Annotated in this window: 15 protein-coding genes; 10 read left to right on the forward strand and 5 right to left on the reverse strand. The window is 67.9% G+C overall.

The features are described from left to right. Positions 1-243: 243 nt before the first annotated feature. From kdsA to QM789_RS14030, 3 genes are read right to left on the reverse strand one after another with little or no spacing between them, the layout of a single operon-like run. On the reverse strand, positions 244-1,077 hold the full coding sequence (gene kdsA, locus QM789_RS14020) for a 3-deoxy-8-phosphooctulonate synthase (RefSeq protein WP_420352484.1): 834 nt from the start codon (positions 1,075-1,077) through the stop codon (positions 244-246). Between the two features lie 19 nt (positions 1,078-1,096). Continuing rightward, complete coding sequence (locus tag QM789_RS14025) at positions 1,097-2,671, reverse strand: capsule biosynthesis protein (protein WP_420352485.1); 1,575 nt, start codon at positions 2,669-2,671, stop codon at positions 1,097-1,099. Next, positions 2,655-3,317 (reverse strand): ABC transporter ATP-binding protein, encoded by a 663-nt coding sequence (locus tag QM789_RS14030; protein WP_420352486.1) that lies wholly within the window; start codon positions 3,315-3,317, stop codon positions 2,655-2,657. The genes QM789_RS14025 and QM789_RS14030 overlap by 17 nt, the downstream gene beginning before the upstream one ends. Before the next feature lie 118 nt (positions 3,318-3,435). Here QM789_RS14030 and QM789_RS14035 point away from each other — a divergent pair, with 118 nt between their 5' ends. Both QM789_RS14035 and QM789_RS14040 read left to right on the forward strand, forming a co-directional pair. Then, complete coding sequence (locus QM789_RS14035; RefSeq protein WP_420352487.1) at positions 3,436-4,035, forward strand: uracil-DNA glycosylase family protein; 600 nt, start codon at positions 3,436-3,438, stop codon at positions 4,033-4,035. Beyond that, on the forward strand, positions 4,032-4,829 hold the full coding sequence (locus tag QM789_RS14040) for an SseB family protein (RefSeq protein WP_420352488.1): 798 nt from the start codon (positions 4,032-4,034) through the stop codon (positions 4,827-4,829). Before QM789_RS14035 ends, QM789_RS14040 begins: the two co-directional genes overlap by 4 nt. On the opposite strand, the gene QM789_RS14045 is transcribed toward QM789_RS14040, so the two are convergent. Next, positions 4,826-5,236: a DUF1489 family protein gene (locus QM789_RS14045; RefSeq protein WP_420352489.1), complete on the reverse strand. Its 411-nt coding sequence runs from the start codon at positions 5,234-5,236 to the stop codon at positions 4,826-4,828. The two genes, QM789_RS14040 and QM789_RS14045, sit on opposite strands and share 4 nt — an antisense overlap. Positions 5,237-5,373: 137 nt before the next feature. Here QM789_RS14045 and QM789_RS14050 point away from each other — a divergent pair, with 137 nt between their 5' ends. From QM789_RS14050 to QM789_RS14065, 4 genes are read left to right on the forward strand one after another with little or no spacing between them, the layout of a single operon-like run. After that, a complete protein-coding gene (locus QM789_RS14050) occupies positions 5,374-7,596 on the forward strand; it encodes an adenosylcobalamin-dependent ribonucleoside-diphosphate reductase (protein WP_420352490.1) in 2,223 nt (740 codons plus the stop codon). 38 nt (positions 7,597-7,634) lie between these two features. Further along, on the forward strand, positions 7,635-7,808 hold the full coding sequence (locus QM789_RS14055; protein WP_420352491.1) for a hypothetical protein: 174 nt from the start codon (positions 7,635-7,637) through the stop codon (positions 7,806-7,808). Beyond that, on the forward strand, positions 7,809-9,077 hold the full coding sequence (murA, locus tag QM789_RS14060; RefSeq protein WP_420352492.1) for a UDP-N-acetylglucosamine 1-carboxyvinyltransferase: 1,269 nt from the start codon (positions 7,809-7,811) through the stop codon (positions 9,075-9,077). It abuts the gene before it with no gap. A 1-nt stretch (position 9,078) separates the two neighbouring features. Further along, positions 9,079-9,555 (forward strand): DUF2948 family protein, encoded by a 477-nt coding sequence (locus QM789_RS14065; RefSeq protein WP_420352493.1) that lies wholly within the window; start codon positions 9,079-9,081, stop codon positions 9,553-9,555. 3 nt (positions 9,556-9,558) lie between these two features. Here the strand turns inward: QM789_RS14065 and QM789_RS14070 are convergent, their stop codons facing one another. Beyond that, a complete protein-coding gene (locus QM789_RS14070; RefSeq protein WP_420352494.1) occupies positions 9,559-10,008 on the reverse strand; it encodes an NUDIX hydrolase in 450 nt (149 codons plus the stop codon). A gap of 86 nt (positions 10,009-10,094) precedes the next feature. Here QM789_RS14070 and QM789_RS14075 point away from each other — a divergent pair, with 86 nt between their 5' ends. The 4 genes from QM789_RS14075 (at position 10,095) to QM789_RS14090 (ending at position 14,733) form a co-directional block, all read left to right on the forward strand. Further along, positions 10,095-11,099 carry an Hsp33 family molecular chaperone HslO gene (locus QM789_RS14075; RefSeq protein ID WP_420352495.1) on the forward strand — a complete coding sequence of 335 codons (1,005 nt, stop codon included), beginning with the start codon at positions 10,095-10,097 and terminating at the stop codon, positions 11,097-11,099. Next, complete coding sequence (locus QM789_RS14080) at positions 11,092-11,685, forward strand: CoA pyrophosphatase (RefSeq protein ID WP_420352496.1); 594 nt, start codon at positions 11,092-11,094, stop codon at positions 11,683-11,685. The genes QM789_RS14075 and QM789_RS14080 overlap by 8 nt, the downstream gene beginning before the upstream one ends. Beyond that, the gene (locus QM789_RS14085; protein WP_420352497.1) at positions 11,682-12,812 is read left to right on the forward strand and encodes a CCA tRNA nucleotidyltransferase; all 1,131 of its coding nucleotides are present in this window, start codon (positions 11,682-11,684) and stop codon (positions 12,810-12,812) included. The genes QM789_RS14080 and QM789_RS14085 overlap by 4 nt, the downstream gene beginning before the upstream one ends. Before the next feature lie 88 nt (positions 12,813-12,900). Further along, a complete protein-coding gene (locus tag QM789_RS14090) occupies positions 12,901-14,733 on the forward strand; it encodes an ABC transporter ATP-binding protein (RefSeq protein WP_420352498.1) in 1,833 nt (610 codons plus the stop codon). Positions 14,734-14,737 lie beyond the last annotated feature (4 nt).

Genomic DNA, 14,737 nt, shown 5'->3' on the forward strand with positions numbered 1-14,737 from the left:
GGATCCGGGAAACGGCCGCGTCATTCGCTCCGCGCGCGGGGGGCAGCCGACCTCAGCCAACAGAAACCTGTACCCAGCACAGTTCGCTCCGCGCGGGGGCCGCTGGGCCTGACCCGGGTAGAATACGTTGCGGTCACATTGCGCGCGGGAGGGCCGCCCCAACGCGTGGGCTCGTCAAGGATCCGCAACGATCCACCCCGTGCACAGGGGGCGGCATGGCCCCTTCCGCACACGCGGGGAGAATCACAGCCGGAACGGATCCGCCTTCGCCAGCGCGTCGAACTGCATCAGCGAGGCGATCAGCTTCGGCATATTCTCCAATCGCACCATGTTCGGCCCGTCCGAGGGCGCGTTGTCCGGATCCTGATGCGTCTCCATGAAGACCCCGGCGATGCCCATGCTCACGGCCGTGCGCGCCATCAGCGGCGCGAATTCGCGCTGCCCGCCCGAGGAACCACCCTGCCCGCCCGGCTGCTGCACCGAATGGGTGGCATCCATGATCACCGGATAGCCGGTCTGCATCATGATCGGCAGCGCGCGCATATCGGCGACCAGCGTATTATAGCCGAAGGTCACGCCACGCTCCGTCAGCAGGATCTTTTCGTTGCCGGTCGCGGCGATCTTGTCCGCCACATTGGGCATGTCCCAGGGCGCCAGGAACTGCCCCTTCTTCACATTCACCACGCAGCCGGTTTCGCCCGCGGCCAGCAGCAGATCGGTCTGGCGGCACAGGAAGGCGGGGATCTGGATCACATCCACCACCGCCCCCGCCGCGCGGGCCTGTTCGATGTCATGCACATCGGTCAGGACCGGGCAGCCGATCCGCTCCCGCACGGTTTCGAGCATCCGCAGCCCGTCCTCCATCCCCACGCCACGGCGGCCCTTCAGGCTGGTGCGGTTGGCCTTGTCGTAGCTGGCCTTGAAGACATATTGCGTGCCGTTCGCCGCGCAGACCCGCGCCATCGTCTCGGCGATCATCAGCGCATGGTCCAGCGTTTCCAACTGGCACGGGCCGGCGATCAGCGTCAGCGGGCGGTCGTTGCCGACGGTCAGGCCGCCGATCTGCACGTTCTTCATGGTCATCTCCCTGCGGGGCTCAGCTCGACACCTGCTCGCGCAGGATCGAAACGGTCAGCGACAGCATGAGATATATGCCGGAGAAGATCAGGAAGGCCAGCAGCGTATATTCAAAAGCGCGTGGATAGGTGGCCTCATCCGGGGCGATCGGGCGGACGCCGGTCTCCAGGAAACGGACCTGCTTGTTCGCTTCGATCCGCGATGCCTCCATCTGCTGCGCCGCCGCCGCGAGCAGGCCCTGACGCGTTTCCAGATCGGCCTCGGCGATGCGCAACTGCCCGGTGACGGCGGCCAGAGAGGTCGTGCCATCCGTCGCCGTCGTCAACTGTTGCCGCAGCCCGGCGATGGACTGCTCCAGCCGCGCGATATCGCCGCGCGCCCCCTGCACCCGGGCTGCGTTCGGGGCGGAGTTGTCCAGAAGCTGGTTCAGTTCCAGACGTTTTGCCTGAAGCTGGGTCTGCAACGTCGCGATCTGCTCCATCACCAGGCTGTTTTCGCTGACCGGATCCAGCACGCCGACCTTCTGCTGCAATTGCAGCACCCTGTCCTGCGCGGCGATCACCTTCGCCTCGGCATCCTCATAGCTTTCGCGCGCGCCCCGCATCTGGTCTTCGCGCAGCCGCGAGGTCAGCCGGTCGACCTGCTGTTCGGCATAGGAGATCAACGCCTGAGAAAACTGCTTCGAGGTCTCGGGATCGGCGGCGATCACTTCCATCCGGATCACGCCTTCGGACGGGTCGTAGCCGATCTTCACATTGCGCTGATACAGCTTGTAAGCCTGTTCGTTGCTGCTATCGGACGGCAGCCGCTGTAGCCTGTCGATAACAGGCTGCTGGAAATGCGCCTTGAACCCGTGTTCCGCATCGAGCTTCAGCATCGCATCGCGCGATTGCAGATAGCTCTGCACCGTGATCGAATCCTGATTGCTGCCCAGTTGCGTGCCTGCGAACAGCCCGCCCAGACCACCCCCGGACGACCCGACTCCCTCCGCCTTCTGGATCACGAATTCGGATTTCGTCGCGAACATCGGCGTCGCGACCGCGAAATAATACCACCCCGTCACCAGTGTCGGCAGCAGCACGAAGAACGCCAGCCGCGCGAACAGGAACAGCAGCTTGCGCCGGCGCCGCTGTGCGATGTCCTGCTGGATGCGCATGATCTCGCGCACGCGCTCGGCCTCGTTCAGCGGCGGCGCGGGCGGCGGCACGGTCCGGCCGACCTGCGGCACCTGTGCATGTTTGCGTGCGGTACCCGCCACCGGCAGCGGAGGGGCCGATTCGTTCGCGCTCCCGGCCGGGGCCTTGCCCTCCGGCACGCCCTCGAACGACAGAAGCTGCGCCCGGTCGAACGGGTCGATGCCGCGCGCGCGCAGTTCGGCCACCGCCTCCGCGTCGGTCGCCACCTCGATGCCGTGCTTGCGCGCGATCCGGCGGGCCAGCCGGAGTTGCCAGCCGCTGGGTGCCGCATCGACGGGCGTGAAGACAGCGGGATCGAAACCGTCTTCCGACGGCGCGGCAGCAGCCGGTTCGGGGGCCGCGGGCTGGATCGGAACCCGACGAATGCGGTAGCGCGTGGCCTTAGGAGCTGTAGTCATACATCCGTTTCGCTTCTTCGAGAGTGTCGAACATGTAGAGTTGCCCATCACGCAGGACGGCGGCCGAGCGGCAGAATTTTTCCAGCGTCGAAGCCTGATGCGAGACGATGACGACGGTCGAGGACATCAGCCGTTCGTGCAGGATCTGCCCCGCGCGGCGGTTGAAGGCGACATCGGTGGTCGAGGGCATCCCCTCGTCGATCAGGTAGATGTCGAAATCCAGCGCCAGCAGCAGCGCAAATGTGAACCGCGCCCGCATCCCCGCGCTGTAAGTGCCCACCGGCATGTCGAAATATTCCTTCAGGTCGCACAGCCAGCGACAGAAGGCCTCGACATAATCCGGATCCAGCCCGTAGAGCCGCGCGATGTAGCGGGCATTTTCGCGCGCCGAATGGCGCGGCACGACCCCGCCCATGAAGCCGAGCGGGAAGGAGATCCGGCAGGCCTTGCGAATCTCGCCTTCGTCGGGCTTCTCCAGCCCCGCCATCATGTTGACGATCGTGGTCTTGCCCGAGCCGTTCGGCGCCAGGATCCCCAGCGACTGCCCGAGTTCCACCCGGAAGTTCGCACGGTCCAGGATGACCTTGCGCTGCTTGCCCGTCCAGAATGACTTGCTGACGTTTACGAATTCAATACCCGATGCCACAATCGAAGGCTTCCCGCGCCACATGTTGACGATACCCATGCCCTTACGCATTCATTCGGGCAGCATTATGTCCAATCAGGCAAATATACCGCCGCAATCCGCAGTTTCACCAGATGGCATGAAACAGATGTCTCACAGCACGCCCGGGCTGATGCGCGAAATCCGCAATTGCCGGATCTGCGCCGACCGGTTCGCCGCGACGGCGACTCACCATGCGCCCCGGCCCGTGGTCTGGTTCCGGCCCGGCGCGCGGGTGCTGATCGTCGGGCAGGCGCCGGGTGCGCGGGTCCATGCCTCGGGGCGGCCCTTCACCGATCCTTCGGGCGACCGGCTGCGCGACTGGATGGGGATCGGCACGGAGACGTTCTATGACCTGTCGCGCGTGGCGATCGTGCCGATGGCCTTCTGTTTTCCGGGCTATGACGCGAAGGGGTCGGACCTGCCGCCGCCGCCCGTTTGTGCCACAACATGGCGGGCGCGGGTGCTGGACCTGCTCGGGCCGATGGATCTGACGCTGCTGGTGGGGGGCGCGGCGCAACGCTGGCATCTGGGCACGCGCAACGTGACGCAGGCGGTGGCGGATTGGCGCGCCCATGCGCCTGCCGTCTTCCCCTTGCCACATCCGTCGTGGCGCAATACGGCATGGCTGAAACGCAACCCATGGTTCGGGGCAGAGCTGTTGCCCGCCCTGCGCGCCCGGGTGAAGGAGGTTCTATGACGCCATACGACCGCGCCCATGCCGCGATGGAAGCCGATCCGGAGAACGAGGCCCTGCGCCTCGCGGTCTATGACCGGCTGGCGGATGCGGAACTGTTCCTGCTGCTCGAACACGAGCCGGACGAGGACAATGACATCATCCCGCAGGTGTTCGAGACGGAAGAGGGTGATTTCGTCCTGGCCTTCGACCTTGAGGAACGTCTGGCCGAGTTCAGCGACGCCCCCGCGCCCTATGCCGCCCTGCCCGGGCGGGTGATCGCGCAGACGCTGGCGGGCGAAGGCGTCGGGCTGGGGATCAACCTGGGCGTGGCCGATTCGGCGATGCTGCTGCCGCCCGAGGCGCTGGAATGGCTGACCCACACGCTGACCCATACCCCGGAACGGGCCGAAGCCCGGCCGGTGGCCTTCGACGCCCCCGCCCTGCCGCCCGCAGTGCTGGCGCTGCTGCTCCCGGCGTTCGAGGCGAAATTCGACCAGCTCGCCGGCCTGCTCGCGCAGGCGCTGCTGGGTGGGGTGACCTATGAGGACGGGCGGCGCGGCCATGTGCTGGCGCTGATCGGCGTGCCGGAAACGGCGCAGCCCGGCGTGGCCAAGGCGATGCACGAGGCGCTGACCTTCTCCGGGCTGGAGGCCGGGGAGATGGATGTGACCTTCCTGACCGCCGAAGACCCGGCGGCGCAGGTTCTTCTGGAAAAGGCGCTGGTGCTGCATCTGCCCGAAGTGCCCGAAGAGGACGTGCAGCATGTCCATGTCGGCCCCGGCATGGACCCCGAAAAGCCGCCGATCCTGCGCTAACGCAGGCCGATCTCGGACAGCGCGGCCTGAAGCTCGCGGGGCAGCGTGTCTTCGCGCGCGCGCCCCTTGCGCAGGTCCGGGGGCGCGTCTTCGGGCGTGAGGTAGCGCCAGCCCTGGAACGGGCGGCGCGGCTGCGCCTCGGTCCGCACCACCTCGCGGTCGAGCACGATAGCGCAGCGCGGCGTGCCGTCGGGGGCCAGCGCCTCTTCCAGCGCCAGGATCCGCTGCCGCGCCAGAACGACCCCCTTGAACACCCAGTAGAGCGATCCGCCCTCAAGGATTTCATCGCCGCGCTTCGGCCACATCCGGGTCAGGTGCCGCGCCGGGCCGGTGCCGTAATGCAGCGCCTGCCAGTCCAGCAGATCCTCGACGCGCTCGGCGCCCACGCAGAGTTTGATCAGGTTCATCATGGCGCCAAGTCTAGGCCCAGCCTGCGACACTCGCAACGCTGGTTTTTGAGAGTAAACACGCTATTGTGGTTTTCGTGACGTTCAACACCATATCTGGCGCACCGGACGGCTTTCCGCTTCACCCCGAGGATCAGATGACCCGTTTTTCCACACCCATCGCCCGGCAGATCTGGGACATGAAATACCGGCTGAAGGAACCGGACGGCACGCCCGTCGACCAGACGGTCGAGGAGAGCTGGCGCCGCGTGGCCCGCGCGCTGGCTTCGGTGGAGCAGAACCCGGCGGAATGGGAGCCGCGCTTCTATGCCGCGCTGGAGGATTTCCGCTTCCTGCCCGCGGGGCGAATCCTCGCCGGAGCGGGGACCGGGCGGGCGGTGACACTGTTCAACTGCTTCGTCATGGGCACGATTCCGGACAGCATGGAGGGGATCTTTCAGGCGCTGAAGGAAGCCGCGCTGACGATGCAGCAGGGCGGCGGCATCGGTTACGACTTCAGCACGATCCGGCCGAAGGGGGCGCTGGTGACCACGCTCGGGGCCGATGCCTCGGGGCCGCTGAGCTTCATGGATGTCTGGGATGCGATGTGCCGCACGATCATGTCGGCGGGGTCGCGGCGCGGCGCGATGATGGCGGTGATGCGTTGCGACCATCCCGATATCGAGGAGTTCATCGCCGCCAAGCGCGACGCCGGGCGGCTGCGGATGTTCAACCTTTCGGTGCTGGTGACGGATGCCTTCATGGCGGCGGTGAAGGCCGGGGCGGACTGGGATCTGCGGTTCGGCGAAAGGGTGTGGCGCACCCTGCCCGCGCGCGATCTGTGGGACCGGATCATGCGCGCGACCTATGATTATGCGGAACCCGGAGTGATCTTCATCGACCGGATCAACGCGATGAACAACCTGCATTATGCCGAGACGATCGCCGCCACCAACCCCTGCGGCGAACAGCCCCTGCCGCCCTATGGCGCCTGTCTCCTCGGCTCGGTCAACCTTGCGCGGCTGGTGCGCGATCCGTTCGGACCGGGGGCGGAGATGGATCTGGCGGCGCTCGACGATCTGGTCGCGGTGGCTGTGCGGATGATGGACAACACCATCGACGCCTCGCGCTTTCCGCTGCCGCAGCAGGCGGCGGAGGCGGCGGCGAAGCGGCGGATCGGGCTGGGGGTGACGGGGCTCGCGGATGCACTCCTGATGCTGGGCGAGCGGTATGGGTCGGAGGAGGCGGCGCGCAGGGCGGGTCTCTGGTTGCACCGGATCGCCCGCGCCGCCTACCAGGCCTCGGTGCAATTGGCGACGGAGAAAGGGGCCTTCCCGCTGTTCGAGGCGGATGCCTATCTGGCCTCCGGGATGATGCGGAAGATGGACGAGGACATCCGCGAGGCGGTGCGCACCCATGGCATCCGCAACGCGCTTCTGACCTCGATCGCGCCGACGGGGACGATTTCGCTTTATGCGGGGAATGTGTCCTCGGGGATCGAGCCGGTCTTTGCCTGGAGCTACACCCGCAAGGTGCTGCAAAAGGACGGCAGCCGGACGGAGGAAGAGGTCACCGATTACGCGGTGCAGACATGGCGCGAGGTGAAGGGCGACGCTCCCCTGCCCGACTGGTTCGTGGATGCGCAGGGGCTGGCGCCGCTCGACCATGTGCGGATGCAGGCGGCGGCGCAGGAGTGGGTGGACAGTTCGATCTCCAAGACGATCAACGTGCCCGAGGATATTGCCTTCGACACCTTCCGCGAGGTCTACATGGCCGCCTGGGACATGGGCTGCAAGGGCTGCACCACCTACCGGCCCAATGCGGTGACCGGATCGGTGCTGTCGGTCGCACCCTCCCCCGTACCGGCGCCGAAGGGGCTCACCGAGCCGCTCGCCCGGCCCCCGGCGCTGGAAGGCACGACCTACAAGCTGAAATGGCCGGGCTCGGAGCACGCGCTTTACATCACCATCAACGATATTGTCGAAGACCGGCGGCGGCCCTTCGAGGTGTTCATCAACTCGAAGAACATGGAGCATTTCGCCTGGACCGTGGCGCTGACGCGGATGATCTCGGCGGTGTTCCGCCGGGGCGGCGAGGTCAGCTTCGTGGTCGAGGAACTGAAGGCGGTGTTCGATCCGCGCGGCGGAGCGTGGATGGAGGGGAAATATATCCCCTCGATCCTCGCGGCGATCGGCGGGGTGATCGAGCGGCATCTGGTCGAAATCGGCTATATCAAGGGCGCAGGGCTTGGCCTGAAGGCCGATCCGGTGGCGCCGGGGGCCGCCGCGCCAGAGGCCTGCCCCTCCTGCGGGGCCTATGCGCTGCAACGGGGCGAGGGCTGCATGGTCTGCCCGGAATGCGGGTTTTCGGAATGCGGCTGAGCCTCGACAGCCCGGGGCGGGCACGGTAGAGAGAGCCGATGAACGAAGACACCCCCGAAACGCCCCCGAAACGTCCGGCCAAGCCCGAGGCGAGCAGCCGCGATGCCAGCCGCGATGAGCGTCTGCGCGCCGCGCTGCGGGCCAACCTGCAACGCCGCAAGGCGCAGGCGCGCGGCCGCGCGGCAGGGGACGAAGGGCAAGAGGACGCCTAGATGGATTCCATTCTCGTGCGCGGCAACGGGCCGCTCCATGGCCAGATCCCGATTGCCGGGGCGAAGAACGCCTGCCTTGCGCTGATGCCGGCGACGCTGCTCTCGGACGAGCCGCTGACGCTGACCAATGCGCCGCGGCTGAGCGATATCCGGACGATGACGCAGCTGCTCGCCTCGCTCGGGGCGGAGGTGACGTCGTTGCAGGACGGCAAGGTTCTGGCGATGTCCTCGCATAGCGAGATCAACCCGGTGGCCGACTATGACATCGTGCGCAAGATGCGGGCCTCGAACCTGGTCCTCGGGCCGCTTCTGGCGCGGCTGGGCCATGCGGTGGTGTCGCTGCCCGGCGGCTGTGCGATCGGGGCGCGGCCGATGGACATCCATGTCGACGCGCTCACGGCGCTTGGCGCGGAGATCGAGTTGAAGGAAGGCTACCTGCATGCCCGCACGCGGGGCGGGCTGAAGGGCGCGGTGCATGAGATGCGCTTTGCCTCGGTCGGCGCGACGGAGAATTTCCTGATGGCGGCGGCGCTGGCGAAGGGCACTTCGGTGCTGAAGAATGCCGCGCGGGAGCCGGAGATCGTCGATCTGGTGCAGTGCCTGCGCAAGATGGGCGCGCAGATCGCGGGCGAAGGCACCTCGGTGATCGAAATTCAGGGCGTCGACCGGCTGCATGGCGCGACCCACCCGGTGGTGACCGACCGGATCGAACTGGGCACCTATATGCTCGCCCCGGCGATCTGCGGCGGCGAGGTGGAATGCCTTGGCGGCAAGATCGCGCTGGTCGAGAGTTTCTGCGAAAAGCTGGACGCGGCGGGTGTCTCGGTCGAGGAAACGCCCACCGGCCTCAAGGTGCGCCGCAAGAACGGCCGGATCCGCGCGGTGGATGTGGTGACGGAGCCCTTCCCCGGCTTCCCAACGGACCTTCAGGCGCAGATCATGGCGCTGCTTTGCACCGCCGAGGGCACTTCGGTGCTGGAGGAAAAGATCTTCGAGAACCGCTTCATGCACGCCCCCGAACTGGTGCGGATGGGCGCGCGGATCGAGGTGCACGGCGGCCATGCCACCGTCCACGGGGTCGAGCGGCTGAAGGGCGCGCCGGTGATGGCGACGGACCTGCGGGCTTCGGTCTCGCTGATCCTTGCCGGGCTCGCGGCGGAGGGTGAAACGGTGGTCAGCCGGGTCTATCACCTTGATCGCGGCTATGAGCGGGTGGAGGAAAAGCTGCGGGCCGTCGGCGCGCAGATCGAACGCGTAAGGGGCGAGTGACATGGCGGATGCACGGTTCGAGGACGGGGGCGAAGGCCCGCTGACGCTGCGGGCGGAAACGCCCGAGGATCTGGCGGTGATCGCGACGCTGGTTCAGGATGCCGTGCTGACGCTGGGCGATGTCGCGTGGGATGCGAAGGCGCGCCGCCTCGCCTTTCTGCTCAACCGCTTCCGCTGGGAGGACAAGGCGGCGGCCGAAGCCGAGAACCGCCCCTATGAGCGGGTGCGGTCGCTGCTGGTGATTTCGGACGTGACGCGGGTCGCCTCGCAGGGGATCGACCGTAACGACCGCGATACGGTGATCTCGCTGCTCGACCTGCACTGGACGCCGGGCGCGGATGGCACCGGCGCGCTGGAACTGGCTCTGGCGGGGGATGGGGCGATTTCGGTCAGCGCGGAGTGCCTCTCGGTCGATCTGCGCGACGTCACCCGCCCCTATCGCGCCGTTTCGGGCGCGGCGCCGCACCATCCGGACTAACGGCTACAACAGCCCCGCGCCGCGCAGCACGCGGATCAGGAAATGCCGGTCGCCCGGATTGGTCAGCCGCTCCGCCGCCGCCTCGGGCTCGGCCCAGATCGCGGTGTGGCCGGGTTCCGACGGCGGGCCGTAGCGCAGGACCGGGCGGGCCACATAGATATGGCACAGCTTCTCGGCCCAAAGGTCATATTCCGGCATATAGGTGAAGCGCTTGTAGGCCCCCACCCGGCGCGGCGTGGCGATGCTCCAGCCGGTTTCCTCGAATACCTCGCGGTGCAGCGCCTGCGCCGGACCCTCGCCCGGGTCGATGCCGCCGCCCGGAAGCTGGAACTCCGGGACCGGCTCCGCCTGATGGGTCAGCAGCACCGCGCCATCGCGCAAGAGCACCGCATAGGCCCCCGGCCGCCTGCGGTAGCTCTGGCCCCGCACCACACTCTCTCCGAAACGTCGCATGCACCTTCCCCTTGGGTCAGAGGTTGTCGCCCCCATATAGGCAGGGTATGCCAGCCTCCGGGCTGGCCGAAAACCCCGGGAAACAGATGATCACGCTTTCGCAAATCGCATGGGACGATACCGTCCTGCCGTTTCAGCTCGACCGCTCCGATGTCAGGGGGCGCGTCGCCCGTCTGGACGGGGTGCTGGAAAATGTGCTGTCGCAGCACGCCTATCCGCCGCAGGTCGAGGCGCTGGTGGCCGAAGCCGCGCTGCTCACCGCGCTGATCGGGCAGACGATCAAGCTGCGCTGGAAACTGTCGTTGCAGATCCGCGGCAATGGTGCGATCCGCACCATCGCCACCGATTACTATGGCCCGACCGAGGACGGCCAGCCCGCGCGGATCCGCGGCTGGGCGAGCTTCGATGCCGACCGGCTCGACCCGGCCGTGCCGCCCTTCCGCCAGATCGGCGAGGGCTATTTCGCGATCCTGATCGACCAGGGCGAAGGCACCCTGCCCTATCAGGGGATCACCCCCCTGGATGGCGGCTCGCTCGCCGCCTGCGCCGAGACCTATTTCGCGCAATCCGAACAGTTGCCGACGCGGTTCGAGCTGGCCTATGGCCGCTCGGTCCTGCCCGGTCAGGGCGAGCGGTGGCGGGCGGGCGGCGTGATGCTGCAACTGATGCCGCAATCGCCCGGTGTCGCGCGTGAGGGCTCGGGCGAAGGCGGGGTGCTGCGGCATTCCGACATTCTGGCGGGCGAGGAGGATGAGAACTGGATCCGGGCCAATGTGCTTCTGGATACGGTCGAGGATATGGAACTGATCGGCCCCTCGGTCGAACTGACCTCGCTGCTGGTGCGGCTGTTCCACGAGGAAGAGCCCCGTGTCTATGATCCGCAGCGGGTCGAATTCGGCTGCACCTGCTCCGCCGAAAAGGTGCGCGACAGCCTGGCGATCTATTCGGCCAAGGACATCGCCACCATGACCACCCCTGAGGGCACCGTCACCGCCGATTGCCAGTTCTGCGGCGCGCATTATGTGTTCGACCCGGCGTCCCTCGGCTTCGAGGCGACGGTCAACCCGGATGGTTCGGCGAAAGATGACTGACCCGCTTGCCCCGGTTCTGGCCGCGCTGACGCGGCCGGGCCGGCCGTCTTCGGATTACGACCTGAACCCCGGCACCGTGCTGCCCGAAGGCCGCAGGCTGCGCGCGGCGGGGGTTCTGGTCGCCTTCGAGGAAACGCCGGACGGGGCGCGGCTCTGGCTGACGAAGCGCAGTTCGCAACTGCGCCACCACCCCGGCCAGATCGCCTTTCCCGGCGGCAAGGTCGAGAGCGGCGACCTCTCCCCGGTCTTTGCCGCGCTGCGCGAGGCGCAGGAGGAAATCGGCCTCCCCCCGGAAAAGGTCGAGATTCTGGGCACGATGGAGCCGCATGAGACCGTCACCGGCTTCGAGGTCACCCCGGTGATCGGCCGGATCCGCGCGCCCTTCATCCCCCGCCCCGAACCCGGCGAGGTCGAGGAAGCCTTTACCGTGCCGCTCTCGCATATCACCGCGGCGCATTTCCGGGTCGAGCGGCGGCGCTGGCGCGGCGACTGGCGGCATTACTACGTCGCGCCCTATGGGCCCTATTACATCTGGGGCGCGACGGCGCGGATCCTGCGCGCGCTCTGCGCCCGGATGGAGCCATGAAGCTGAATGCCCCCTGGCTGCACTCCGCCCCGGTGCAGCGGGTGCTGGCCATGCTGACCGATGCCGGGCATCAGGGCCTTCTGGTCGGGGGCTGCGTGCGCAATACGGCCCTGGGGGCGCCGGTGTCGGATATCGACATCGGCACCGATGCCCTTCCCGATCAGGTCATCGCGCTGGCTGCTGCGGCGGGGCTGCGCTCGGTGCCGACGGGGATCGACCATGGCACCGTCACCGTCATCGCCGCTGGCGCGCCGCATGAGATCACCACCTTCCGCCGCGATGTGGACACCGACGGGCGCCATGCCACCGTGGCCTTTTCCACCCGGATCACCGAGGATGCCGCCCGGCGCGATTTCACCATCAACGCGCTTTATGCCCGGGCGGATGGCACGGTGCTGGACCCGCTGGGCGAGGGGCTGGCGGATCTGGGGCGGCGCTGCGTGCGGTTCGTGGGCGATCCCGAACGCCGGATCCGCGAGGATTACCTCCGCATCCTGCGCTTCTTCCGTTTCACCGCCTGGTATGGCGACCCGGCGCAGGGGATGGAGCCCGAGGGGCTGGCCGCCTGTGCCGCGCTGACCGAGGGGATCGACCGGCTCTCGCGCGAGCGGATCGGGCATGAGATGCGCAAACTGCTGACCGCGCCCGACCCGGCCCCCGCCGTGGCCGCGATGCAGGCGACGGGGATCCTGAGCCGTGTGCTTCCGGGCGCCGATGCCCGCGCGCTGGCGCCGCTCGTCCATCTGGAGACCGGGGCCGATCCGCTGCGGCGGCTGGCGGTTCTGGGCGGCGAAGATGCGGCCAAAGGGCTGCGGCTGTCGAAATCCGAGGCGCGGCGGCTGGAGCGGCTGCGCGCAGGGGCGCTGTCGGGCGATCCGCCCGAGGTTCTGGGCTATCGGCTCGGGGCGGAGGCGGCGGATGCCGCGCTGATCCGGGCCGCACTGCTGGGCGAAGCCCCCCCTGCCCCCGACCGCATCGCCTTTGGCGCGGCGCAGCGCCTGCCGGTCGCGGCGGCGGATCTGATGCCCGCGCTCAGCGGCCCCGCCCTCGGCGCCCGCCTGCGCGAGATCGAGGCGCGCTGGATCGCCTCCGGCTTCCGCCTGACACGGGCGGAGCTGCTGCGCTGAACCGCCGCCCCGGCCGGAACGCACACCCGCCGCACCTTTGCCTGCCGCGCCGATCCGCCTATATCGGAGGCAACACAAGGAATATCCGATGATCGACGCCTTCCGCCCCGCCGAGGGTCCACCGCCGCAACGGCTCGGTGCCTTTTTCCGCTGGTGCCTGTCCGGGGTCTGGCCCGCGCTCACGCTGGCGGGGCTGCTGTCGGCGGCGGCGGGCAGCATGGAGGTGGTCTCCGCCTGGCTGCTGGGCAAGGTGATCGACGGCGTGCTCGCCTCCTCCCCCGACCGGATCTTTGCCGAAAACGGCCTGCTGATCGGCGCCTTCGCGCTGTTCTACCTGCTGCTGCGGCCGGGCGTGTTCGGCCTGTCCTCGGCGGCGTCGAACCTGCTGATCAACCCGAACGTGATGCCGCTGGTGCTGTCGCGGCTGCACCGCTGGACGATGGGCCAGGCGGTGACCTTCTTCGACAACGACTTCGCCGGGCGGATCGCGCAGAAGCAGATGCAGACCGCGCGGGCGGTGACCGATACCGCCTCCGAAGTCATCAACACCGGCATGTTCGCGCTGGCCTCCGTGGTGGGATCGGTCGCGCTGCTGATGGGGATCGACAAATGGGGAGCAGTGGCGCTCTTCGTCTGGCTGCTCATCTATATCTGGCTGATCCGGGCGTTTCTGCCGCATGTGCGGGCGCGCTCCTCCGCCCGGGCGGCGGCGCGGGCCACCGTTACCGGGCAGGTTGTGGACACGATCACCAATATCAAGACGGTGAAGCTCTTTGCCCATGCCGAGCACGAGGACCGCGCGGCGCTTGGCGCGATGCAGGAGTTCCGCGAAAAGGCGCATCACTTCGGCGTCACCTCCACCTGGTATCGGCTGGCGCAGATGGCCTGGTCCGGGCTGCTGCCGGTGCTGCTGGTGGGGGGCACCGTTCTGGAATGGCGTGCGGGCAGCGCCACGGCAGGCGACATCGCGGCCTCCGGCGCCATCGCGATGCGGATCGCGCAGATGTCGGGCTGGGTCAGCATGTCGCTGATGGGGATCTGGGGCTCGGTGGGCGAGGTCGAGGACGGGATGAAGACGCTCTCGGTCGGCCATACGCTGAGCGATGCGCCGGGTGCCGTGACGCTGAGCCGGGTGCGGGGCGCGATCGACTTTGATCACGTCAGCTTCGCCTATGGTCGGCAGGCGGGCGGGCTGGATGACGTCACGCTGGCGATCCGTCCGGGCGAGCGGATCGGCATCGTCGGCGCGTCGGGCGCGGGAAAATCCACGCTGGTCGCCCTGCTGCTGCGGCTTTACGACACCGAGAAGGGCACGGTCCGGATCGACGGGCAGGATGTGCGGAAGGTGACGCAGGAAAGCCTGCGCCGACAGATCGGCATGGTCACGCAGGAAACCGCGATGTTCAACCGCTCCGCGCGGGAGAATATCCTCTATGGCCGCCCCGATGCGACCGAGGCCGAGATGATCGCCGCCGCCAAGGCCGCCGAGGCGCATGACTTCATCCTCGGGCTGGAGGATTTCAAGGGCAACACCGGCTATGACGCGACGCTGGGCGAACGGGGGGTGAAGCTCTCAGGCGGGCAGCGGCAGCGGATCGCGCTGGCCCGGGCCTTCCTGAAGAACGCGCCGATCCTGGTGCTGGACGAGGCGACATCGGCGCTCGACAGCGAGGTCGAGGCGCAGATCCAGGCGGCGCTGGTGCGGGTGATGGAGGGCAAGACGGTTCTGGCCATCGCCCACCGGCTGAGCACGATTGCCGAGATGGACCGGATCGTCGTGCTCGACCGGGGCCGGATCGTCGAACAGGGCAGCCATGCCGAACTGCTGGCGGGGCGCGGCCTTTATGCGCGCTACTGGGAGCGGCAATCGGGCGGGTTCCTCGGCACCGAAGAGGACATGGCGCCGCCGCCCGGGCTTTGATAAG

This window comes from Paenirhodobacter sp., assembly GCF_047600745.1.
Taxonomy (GTDB): domain Bacteria; phylum Pseudomonadota; class Alphaproteobacteria; order Rhodobacterales; family Rhodobacteraceae; genus Rhodobacter.